The sequence below is a fragment of the Bacillus sp. EB600 genome (assembly GCF_024494385.1).
GTDB lineage: Bacteria > Bacillota > Bacilli > Bacillales > Cytobacillaceae > JAEVLT01.
In genome coordinates this window covers 82,756-93,054 of sequence record NZ_JAEVLT010000018.1, presented here as the reverse complement: position 1 = coordinate 93,054, position 10,299 = coordinate 82,756, and the positions used below count along the sequence as shown (strand labels likewise).

General features: G+C 36.1%; 12 protein-coding genes. 9 read left to right on the top strand and 3 right to left on the bottom strand.

The features are described from left to right. Positions 1–57: 57 nt before the first annotated feature. A complete protein-coding gene (locus tag JN080_RS17685) occupies positions 58–963 on the bottom strand; it encodes a nuclease-related domain-containing protein (protein WP_256237312.1) in 906 nt (301 codons plus the stop codon). Positions 964–1,337: 374 nt separating this feature from the next. Between JN080_RS17685 and JN080_RS17680 the strand changes: the two genes are divergently transcribed. The 5 genes from JN080_RS17680 to JN080_RS17660 all read left to right on the top strand — a co-directional run bounded on the left by JN080_RS17680 (position 1,338) and on the right by JN080_RS17660 (position 5,915). Then, positions 1,338–2,072, top strand: coding sequence for an MBL fold metallo-hydrolase (locus tag JN080_RS17680; RefSeq protein WP_256237311.1), 735 nt, complete (start codon positions 1,338–1,340; stop codon positions 2,070–2,072). Between the two features lie 16 nt (positions 2,073–2,088). Then, positions 2,089–3,078, top strand: a complete 990-nt coding sequence (gene lplA / locus JN080_RS17675; protein ID WP_256237310.1) for a lipoate--protein ligase — start codon at positions 2,089–2,091, stop codon at positions 3,076–3,078. Between the two features lie 170 nt (positions 3,079–3,248). After that, the gene (locus JN080_RS17670; protein WP_256237309.1) at positions 3,249–3,980 is read left to right on the top strand and encodes an AzlC family ABC transporter permease; all 732 of its coding nucleotides are present in this window, start codon (positions 3,249–3,251) and stop codon (positions 3,978–3,980) included. Further along, the gene (locus JN080_RS17665; protein ID WP_256237308.1) at positions 3,970–4,275 is read left to right on the top strand and encodes an AzlD domain-containing protein; all 306 of its coding nucleotides are present in this window, start codon (positions 3,970–3,972) and stop codon (positions 4,273–4,275) included. The genes JN080_RS17670 and JN080_RS17665 overlap by 11 nt, the downstream gene beginning before the upstream one ends. Before the next feature lie 353 nt (positions 4,276–4,628). Then, complete coding sequence (locus JN080_RS17660) at positions 4,629–5,915, top strand: M48 family metallopeptidase (RefSeq protein WP_256237307.1); 1,287 nt, start codon at positions 4,629–4,631, stop codon at positions 5,913–5,915. Between the two features lie 209 nt (positions 5,916–6,124). Here the strand turns inward: JN080_RS17660 and JN080_RS17655 are convergent, their stop codons facing one another. Beyond that, the gene (locus JN080_RS17655; protein ID WP_309144690.1) at positions 6,125–6,370 is read right to left on the bottom strand and encodes an IDEAL domain-containing protein; all 246 of its coding nucleotides are present in this window, start codon (positions 6,368–6,370) and stop codon (positions 6,125–6,127) included. A gap of 363 nt (positions 6,371–6,733) precedes the next feature. Here JN080_RS17655 and JN080_RS17650 point away from each other — a divergent pair, with 363 nt between their 5' ends. Then, a complete protein-coding gene (locus JN080_RS17650) occupies positions 6,734–7,309 on the top strand; it encodes a competence protein ComK (protein WP_256237305.1) in 576 nt (191 codons plus the stop codon). Between the two features lie 8 nt (positions 7,310–7,317). Here JN080_RS17650 and JN080_RS17645 read toward each other — a convergent pair whose 3' ends face one another. Continuing rightward, complete coding sequence (locus JN080_RS17645) at positions 7,318–7,689, bottom strand: YhjD family protein (RefSeq protein WP_256237304.1); 372 nt, start codon at positions 7,687–7,689, stop codon at positions 7,318–7,320. A gap of 303 nt (positions 7,690–7,992) precedes the next feature. Between JN080_RS17645 and JN080_RS17640 the strand changes: the two genes are divergently transcribed. Genes JN080_RS17640 through lepB form a run of 3 tightly spaced genes read left to right on the top strand, consistent with a single transcriptional unit; the run spans position 7,993 to position 10,160 of the window. Further along, entirely contained in the window at positions 7,993–8,925 is a 933-nt protein-coding gene (locus JN080_RS17640) for an LCP family protein (RefSeq protein ID WP_256237303.1), read from the top strand. 25 nt (positions 8,926–8,950) lie between these two features. Next, positions 8,951–9,586: a TVP38/TMEM64 family protein gene (locus tag JN080_RS17635; RefSeq protein ID WP_256237302.1), complete on the top strand. Its 636-nt coding sequence runs from the start codon at positions 8,951–8,953 to the stop codon at positions 9,584–9,586. A gap of 19 nt (positions 9,587–9,605) precedes the next feature. Further along, complete coding sequence (gene lepB / locus JN080_RS17630; RefSeq protein WP_256237300.1) at positions 9,606–10,160, top strand: signal peptidase I; 555 nt, start codon at positions 9,606–9,608, stop codon at positions 10,158–10,160. The last annotated feature ends 139 nt before the right edge of the window (positions 10,161–10,299 follow it).

The following is a 10,299-nucleotide window of genomic DNA, read 5'->3' as shown; positions in this document are numbered from 1 at the left end:
GATGTCTCCTCAGTCACCCAAAGATTAATTAGTATAAAGTGGAATCAATCAACTCATTCATTCAAAATAGCCCCATTTTCCATATCCAACCATTTTATAGTTTTCCTTTAAGATCCTTCTGATTTTCTTTTTAGAATCAATTTCCTTACACCAATTAAATACACAATCAGTTGTAATTTTTTTATTCGGAAAAAGTATCTTTATTTCCTCTATGCTCCTTAAAATAGCAGAATCTGCAACTTCGTGACATCCACATTTCTCACAAATTACTTTCCTTTCTCCGTCATAAATCATAAACGAATAGCACTCAGAGCAGATTAACCCCTTTACAAGTTGTTCATATTCGTAGGTTGGTAATTTAGTATAAGGGGAAATAATTTTGTGTATTGAGATTAATTGATCCGCCATCTTCCTGTGCAGATCAGTTAATTTTGACGGTTTCTGATTTAATGTATTCATAAAACGATACAGCTGAGTTGGAAAAATAATTGGTGCTTTTAAAGGGGCTTGGTATAAAGTGAACTTGGGGTTAATGAAAACTACGTAACCTTCAATAGGTAGCTGAAACCCAAGGCTTCGCAGTAACTGTTGAAGTAAGATTTTACAGCGTTTTAATTGGTCCAAAGGATTTAGAATTTCCTTCTCGGATAACGTTTTGAAACTGTCTGACTCATAATAAAAATCACCATCATAATTTTTTACTTCGAAAAGGTAAATGGTATATTGAGAAATGATTAACGTATCAATTTGGAAAATGGTGTTGTTAAACTCAAGACATAAATCGTTTATTACTAACATGCCATTGTGAAGTTTTACTGTTAATTGGTCAAACATTACCTCCCCTTGATAACCTTTTTCCAGGTTTACATAGTGCTTTTTATCTTCTGCTGATAAGTCCATTCGTGTGTTTAAAGACCTTAATGCACTTAATTCAAGTGATACAGACCGAGGTTTTACTGTCATGATTCACTTCCTCTTTGAATTGATAGGCTACTCATTAATTTTATAAAAAAATTATGAAATAATAGAAAGTAATTTTATCTATTTTGTTAATTTTTTGCCTAAAGTCATTTTTTATAAAAAAAAAGACCAGCCTCATATAAAGGCTGGTTTTGCAAGGAAACTATTGAGGAAGGGATGTATGAATAGCAGTCATAACAAAGAAGGGAAGTTATCGCTACACATACAATAAATGTTCTTCATTGACATATTTTATTGTAATATAACAGGGTAAAATTGTCAAAAAATTGTACTTGTACACAGAACTAAATCTGAAAGGTTGAAAACTTTTGAGTATATTAATAAAAAGGTGATTCTTTTTGAAGGGAGTTTTAAAAATGAAGCTGACTGTTATTGGATTTTGGGGAGGGTACCCGAAAAAAAATGGTGCCAGTTCAGGTTACTTGTTGGAGCATAATGGGTTTAATCTCTTGATTGATTGTGGAAGTGGTGTTCTGGCAAAGCTTCAGAATGTGCTGCGGCCGGAAGAGCTTGATGCCGTGATTATTTCTCATTATCATCCTGACCATATTGCTGATATTGGAGTTCTGCAGCATGCGCGACTGATCCAAGGATACCTAGGTAAACAAATGACAACTTTGCCTATTTTGGGCCATCATTTTAATCAGAATGAATTTTCAAAGCTGACCTATAAAGATATTACAAAGGGAATTGCGCTCGATCCTTCTAAAAGTATATCGGTTGGTCCTTTTCAAATTACTTTTCTAAAGACGGATCATCCTGTTCCATGCTATGCGATGAGGATTGAGGCGGGTGGAACAACACTTGTGTATACGGGTGACGGCTCTTTCAAAAACGAGCTGATTGATTTTAGTACACAGGCTGATTTACTATTGTGTGAATGTAATTTTTACGGAAATCAAGATGGAAAGCAAGCTGGTCATATGACGAGTATCGAAGCGGGTGAACTTGCTCAGCAGGCCCTTGCTAAACAGCTTTGTCTTACCCATCTGCCCCATTATGGAAATACCAGGGAGTTAATCAGTGAGGCTTCAACAAAGTATTCTGGTATAATTAAACTTGCAGAGGAATTTTTAACGATTTCACTATAAAGGAGCAAAACAATCGATGTTATTTATTGATAACAAAGGCATTACAGATCCACGTATCAATTTGGCTGTTGAGGAGTATGCACTAAAAAATTTGGATATAAATGAAACGTATTTATTATTTTACATAAATGAGCCTTCCATCATTATTGGAAGAAATCAAAATACAATTGAAGAAATCAATACCGACTATGTTGAAAAAAATGGCATTCACGTTGTTCGACGACTTTCGGGCGGCGGGGCGGTTTATCATGATTTGGGAAACCTGAATTTTAGCTTTATTACTAAGGATGATGGGGAAAGTTTTCATAATTTCCGGAAGTTCACTGAACCGGTTATTGCTGCTCTTAAAAACTTGGGTGTAAATGCTGAATTAAGCGGTAGAAATGATATCGAGGCAGAGGGGAAGAAGATTTCCGGAAATGCTCAATTTTCAACAGGAGGCAGAATGTTTAGCCATGGGACCCTTTTGCTTAATTCCGAAATGGAAAATGTAGCTTCTGCTTTAAAAGTGAAAAAAGACAAAATTGAATCAAAAGGGATTAAATCAGTTCGCGGCCGGGTTGCTAATATTTCTGAATTTTTATCCGATAAATTATCAATTGAAGAGTTCCGCTCATTGTTATTAAAAAGTATTTTTGGAGGTCAAAATGATATCCCTGAATACCAACTTACCACTGAAGATTGGGAGAAAATCAATCTGCTTTCAAAGGAACGCTATCAAAATTGGGAATGGAATTATGGAAAATCACCAAAATTTAATTTACAGCATTCTCATCGGTTCCCTGTCGGACAAATAGATGTACGGTTAGAGGTGAACAAGGGCGTAATAGAAGGCTGTAAAATATATGGTGACTTCTTTGGTGTCGGCGATGTGAGTGAGATTGAAAACAAACTCAAAAATACGCGCTATGAAAAAGGTGAATTGGAAAAAGCCTTAGCGGATGTGGATACAACCTATTATTTTGGAAACGTATCGAAGGATGAATTCCTTAACTTACTTTATTAAATAAGTCCTTGCGTTGAAATGAAAAATATAATTAATACAGCCCCAAAAAAAGAAGAAGACATTGCTAATTTCAGCGTGTCTTTTTCTTTTTGGAGGTTTATATAAAATTGAATATTTGTTAAAATATATTCTTATGAAGAGAACCTTTTTGAAGGAGAGAGATGGTAAAGTTGGCAGATCTTACATTAGAAAAAGATGCATCTGAATTTAAAAGGGGATTTCAAGCTGGGATTAGCATTGGAATTGGTTATTTTCCGATTGCCCTAACATTTGGACTACTGGCCAAAACTTCGGGATTATCGATCTATGAAACAGTATTAATGAGTGTTATTGTTTTTGCTGGGGCATCACAATACATATCTTTGAGCCTTATTACCCTTGGAACGGGAATTTTTGAAATTATATTAACAACGTTTATTGTGAATATCCGCCATTTTCTAATGGCTACTTCTTTAAATGAAAAAAGTGAAGAGGATCATCTCTCGAACAAGATTATCTATGCCTTTGGGATTACGGATGAAACATTTTCGGTTGCTGCAACAAAAGAAGGAAACGTTACACCGGGGTATATGTTTGGAATTATTTCGGTAGCTTATGGGAGCTGGGTCGTTTTCTCCGGGCTTGGCCATTTGGTGGGGTCAAGCCTTCCCCAGACTTTGCAAGAAAGCATGGGTGTCGCTCTATATGCGATGTTCATCGGACTTTTAGTTCCATCAATGAAAAAAAGTGTAAAAGCAGTTTTTTTAGCTTCTATGGCTGCTGTGTTTAATTCAATATTTACTTTTGGAAAAATAATGGCTCCGGGTTGGGCAATTGTTTCAGCTACCATTCTTTCTGCAGTTATTATTGAAGCCGCAGAGGGTTTTAAAAGGAAACAACGGGGTGACAAATATGAGCAATAAAATTGTCTTGATGATTATTGGGATGGGGCTGGTTACCTATATTCCACGAATGCTGCCATTTGTTATTTTTAAAGGCAAAGAGCTACCTCCGTTTATACAGGGAGTATTGAAAAATGTTCCATATGCTACACTTGGTGCGTTAATATTTCCAGGCATACTATTATTTCAAAAAGATATTTGGTATGGAATTTTGGGAGCAGCAGCAGCTTTCATTACCGCTTTTTTAGGTGCAAATGTCATTATTGTTGTGCTTGGCTCCATTGCTGTATTGGCAGTTTACTCCTCTATATTTTAAGGCGGCTCCAAAGCAGTTTTTTTTATGTCTAGCTACAGCGCCCAGCGACTAGTGTACTTCGCCCACCCCACCTCCCTGGGATAAGTCAAGCACGAATGCGCTTACGCTCTTCGTGTTTCCTTTGCCGCGTATTAACGGGCAGTAGATTCTCAACTGCCCGTTAATACGCGGTCGAACTAACAAACAGCGAGAAAAACATTCGCTGAATGAAGTTTCACCTTATCCCAGTCGGTGTGCTCCAGTCCTGTCGTGCGCTAAACGGACGCTTCCGCGTTTTTTATTTTCTGTTCTAAATAGGAGTTTTTGAACTAAACTAAGTATAGAGAGCCTGTACAAAAAAGGGGGACCACCGAATGGCTAGAAAAATGGGAGTTTATGCAGTTTTAGCCTATGTTATATATGGATTGTTTTTTTATTGGTATTTATTCGATTTTTCCAATACAAATTTACCATTTGAATATCAAGGAACACAAGCCGATCCAGCTACCTTTCTAAATGGCAGGGAATTAATGCTTAGTGAAGAGTATTCTAAAATAAGAAACTTATTATTTTTCTTATCTACACCTTTTGAATGGCTTTTTTATTTTTTAATTTTACTATTAGGTCTTTCAAAGGCCTTTAAGCGATGGGCGGAAAGTTCATCGAAATATAGAATTATTCAAATTGCTATTTATGTGATTTGGCTTTCCTTTTTTGCTTTTCTGGCCACCTTTCCACTTGAGTTTATTAGCTATTCCTTATCAAAGACGTATCATATTTCCACTCAAACCTTTCCATCTTGGATGAAGGACGAGCTCATTGATTTTTGGATTAATTACGGTACAATGCTGATTATTGTCCCAATTTTGTATTGGGTCATGCAAAAAAGTAAAAAACGGTGGTGGCTATATGCATGGCTGCTATCTGTTCCATTTACTTTATTTATGATGTTTTTGCAGCCTGTAGTTATTGATCCACTATATAACGATTTTTACCCATTAAAAAATAAGGAGCTTGAAACAAAAATCCTCGTGATGGCTAATAAAGCGCATATTCCTGCTGAACAAGTTTTTGAAGTGGATATGGCCAAAAAAACAAACTCGATGAATGCCTATGTAACTGGGATTGGTTCGAATGCAAGAATTGTTCTTTGGGATACGACTTTAAACCGGCTCTCAGACAATCAAATTTTATTTATTATGGCTCATGAAATGTGTCATTACGTTGAAAAACATATTTATTATGGAATCGCCTTGTATCTGCTCTTATCGCTCATTGGCCTGTATTTAACCTATCGGATTATGAACTGGGCCGTGAAGCGCTGGGGAAGGGAATTTAAGATTTCAGATGTCAGGGATATTCGTTCATTACCGCTTTTTTTCCTTATCATTTCGATCCTTTTGTTTGCTTCAAGCCCGTTAACTAATCTTATATCCCGTTATGAAGAAACAAGAGCAGACCGGTATGCAATCAATATGACAAAAGATCCGGCAGATGCCATTACATCTTTTCAAGAACTTACTCGTTCTGGGCTTAGTCAGGTAAATCCACCACTTTTGGTGAAAATTTTCAGGTACGACCATCCAACCATGCTTGACCGGATTGCGATGCTCGAAGACTATGAAGTAAAACACAAAGAAGAAATAAAAAAAGAGCCATGACAGGCTCTTTTTTTTAGGTTGATGTAGTAATAAATAGTATAAAAGTTCAAACTTTGATAACTGTCTAGCTTCAGCACCCAGCGCCTAGTGTACTTCGCCCATCTCCCTACGATAAGTCAAGCACGAATGCGCTATCGCTCTTCGTGATTCCTTTATTTCAGTCGACGAGCTCCAGTCCTGTCGAGCGCTAAACGGGGGCTTCCGCTTTTCTATGTTCCAAATCGTTTGGTAAGCTCTATAAATTCTTTGGATAAAAGGAGGAATGTCTCTTTATCATTATCATCAATGGCATTGTCAATTCTTTTTACTAATTTTTCTTTTTCCAAGGTTAATTGGATTTCAGCCAACATTATTTCAATGTACAGATTTTGAATAAAATTCTCTTTCGCCTGATTGCGGTTCATTGCACTGATTTTCATTAATTCCGTGTAGGATTTATCCTTCAAGAAAATCACCTCTGTGGCTTTTTAATATTATATGGAGTTTTCAATATAAAATCAGTGAATTTTAAAAATTCTGTAAAATTTAAATATAAAAAATTTTATCTCGCTTTAACGGGCAGTAAGATCCATTTTAGGACTTGGGTAGAAGAACAAGGATAAGTGGGGGAACGATTGCTTGTAAAAGTCCGATTATAGGAACACAGACTAAGAACGCCACATCCTGTGGGCTGCAACTAACCATCAGTGGGGATGAAAATAAACCCCACTGATAGAAGTTTCACTTTATGAATAATTTCGTAACAATTTTAGACACATGATAAATAATGGAATAATCATGTTATGATGAAAAAAATATGGAAAAGGAGTTGAAATAAATTGAAGCAGAGGCAAATTGAAGAGTATGAGGTAAATCCGTATACAATGTTCATTAAACCTGTGGTATATGGAAGTAAGGTGTATTCACAGATATATGAACTAGAAGATGAATTTCTATCCCCATTTAAACCGCTTGATATCATTAAAAAAAGCTGTGAGTATTTTTCCAGCAGCTTTGAAGGAAGAAAGGAAGGAACAAAGCAGTTAATCGGGATCACACACAAGGTTCCGATTGTCATTGATCCGACTAATTTCATCTATTTTTTTCCAACCACATCGCCTACCCGATCTGAGTGTATTTGGGTTTCTCATGAACACATCATGAATTACCGTCGAACGGATCCCCGCCAAACACTAGTTACTTTTCAAAATAAGCAATCTTTTATTTTGCCGATATCACACAGTTCTTTTGAAAATCAGATGTTACGAACAGCCTTGTTAAGAACTAAGCTTATGCAAAGAATCGGTCAGACAGAAAGAAAATCTTTTTATGTGATGAACAGATCAAAAATTATTGAAGCTTCTGAGGCCTCGCGTGAGTATGGCCTGGGTAATTTTTTTGAACATCAGAGTTAGGTAAATGTCTATTCCCGGCGGGACGAGTGTTTTTTTGAGAAATAAACTCCCATTAATTCTTGAACTTTGTTTCGAATTCTTGGATTAAAGTAATTATGATGCTCTTCATAACCTTTATATAAAAACATATACATTGTAAAAGCATCGTCCCGATTTGTTTCCAATACTTTAAGGTTATTTATTTTCATATATTGTTTTACCTCTGCTAACTCTCTTTGAATGCTTTTCATTGTTTCCTCGATAAGGTCCACATAAGGTTTTTTTAATTTAAAAGGACTTTTTTCCACTACAGATAAATCACGATTTAAAATAATTAACACCATTGGCAAATAAATAGCCTTTTCTATGATATTACGGTCTTCTTCAGGAATTTTCGTCATCGGTCGAAAATGCTCCTTTCGGTTATTTAAAAGAACATACGTTTGCTATTATCATACAAAAAATCCGCTTAAAGCGCAACTTCCCTTTCGATAAAAATGGATTGGTTTCAATTGTCCATGTGAACTTATCGTAAGGAAAGTAAAATAGTAAAAAAACCGCAATACTTACAAGTGTTAGCGGTTTTTTGTTGCAAAAGTAAGGGGATATATGAGAAAGTTTTTTATAGAAGAGAACTGCTGGGGAAAACTAACTTTTAAAATGCGTAGTAGTAAAATAATTTTTTTGAATGGATGGATTGATGAATGAGATATGAACAAAAACAAAAAAAGAAAAAGAAGAAATGGAAAGCTATTTTGCTTACGTTGGTCTTGCTTGTTATCGCAATTATTGGTTATACCTATTTTCAATATGAGCAAGGCGTGTCTCAATCATTAAAGAAAGTTGAAAAAAAATCTCAGGTTTTTTATAACTTTGAAGGACAAAAGGACCAATATGGGGATACGAATATTTTATTATTAGGAAGCGACGCAAGGGAAAAAGAAAATTCCCGTTCAGATACGATTATGGTGGCTTCTTATAATGAAAATAGAGGGACGTTTAAACTTACATCGATTATGCGGGATATCTATGTTTCCATTCCGGGTCACGGGAAACATAAAATAAACTCTGCGTTTGCCTATGGCGGCCCGGAACTGATGCGGAAAACCCTTAAACAAAATTTTGGCATTGATCTCCAATATTATGCGATTGTCGATTTCCAGGGCTTTGTCCAATTAATTGACGAAGCCTTTCCAAATGGGGTTGAAGTAGATGTAGAAAAGAAAATGTCAGCATTTGTTGATCCCCCTTTAAATCCAGGGTTACAAAGGCTAAATGGGCAGCAGCTGCTTAGTTATGTTCGCTTTCGCCATGATGCCATTGGAGACTTTGGCAGGGTACAGCGGCAGCAGAAGGTGATTAACTTATTAGGGAAACAATTAATGGGATTTGAAACTGTTCCCAAGCTTCCTAAATTAGTAGGAGTGGTAAAACCGTATATCAATACGAACATGAATACCACTGATATATTATTTATGGCCAAGGATTATTTAACGAAAAACAAAGGAAATGTTCCAACATTGAGGATTCCTGTTGATAACAGTTTTACAGAACCACGGATAAAAGGCGAAGGAGATGTTTTGGCGGTCGACTTAGCGAAAAATAAGCAGGCATTCAACCAATTTATTTCTGAGTAGAAAAGAAAAAAAGGGAGGCGAGCCCATGGATTTTGGATCATTCGAAGAATGGTTCACGCTTGAAAATATCATGAAATTAATTAAGCAATATCGTTCATTTGGGCCGATTCCCGGTATCTTACTGCCAATGATTGAGGCGTTTTTACCTATTCTTCCGCTCGTTATCTTTGTAATGGCAAATGCAAATGCATTTGGTTTATGGCTGGGCTTTTTATATTCATGGCTAGGTGCTTGTCTGGGTGCATTGATTGTGTTTTTAGTTGTCAGGAAATTCGGTCAGCGAAGAATTTTTTCTTTTTTATCCAAGCATTCTAAAGTTCAAAAACTGATGAAATGGATAGAAAGGCATGGATTTGGTCCGCTCTTTTTAATGATTTGTTTTCCATTTACTCCATCAGCGCTTGTAAACATCGTTGCTGGACTTTCGAAAATCAGTATAGTCCAATACGGGTTGGCTGTTTTAATTGGTAAAATGGTAATGATTTTTACAATAAGCTTTGTCGGCTATGATCTTCATTCCTTACTTACAAAACCCTTACGATCGGTAATTGTAACGATTATTATTTTTATTCTGTGGTATTTTGGCAAGAGAATTGAAGTAAAATTGAATAAGAGTTTGGAAAGCGTCCATAATGGAGAAATAGATAGAAGTAGAGGGTAGGAAAATGGGAGGAGTTTCAATGAGGGATGAATGGAAGAAAGAGGGTCTCGAATGGGTAAAAGCATTGGGGATTGGCATTATTATTTTTGCTTTTATTCGAACATTTTTCTTTTCAAATTATGTTGTTGAAGGTCAATCCATGATGCCGACGTTACAAGAGGGGAATAAACTGGTTGTCAACAAAATCGGTTACCAGGTTGATGATCTTCAACGTTTTGACGTAATTGTTTTCCACGCCAATAAAAAAGAGGATTATGTTAAACGAATTATTGGCCTGCCAGGAGATAAAATTGATTATCGTAATGATCAACTATTCGTAAATGGGCAAAAGGTAGCTGAACCCTTCTTGGATGTGTACAAGCAAAAAATGCCGGGAGGAAAGTTTACAGGTGACTTTACGCTGGAGGAAATCACCGGTAAAAAAACAGTGCCAAGAGGGAAGTTATTTGTTCTTGGAGATAATCGCCTCGGAAGCTGGGATAGCCGTCACTTTGGTTTTATTTCCAGTAAAGAGGTTGTTGGAAAAGTCGACCTAAGATACTGGCCCTTAAATGAGGTAAACGTACACTTTTAAACAAAAGGCATGCTTGGAATCCTAAGCATGTTTTTTGTTTACTAATATAACTAGAAAATAAACTTACTAAGAAGTACAATTTCGGAGTATTTATGGAAAGGTAATGTATGGATTTCCAAACGTTTGTGCCCCTTTTGTG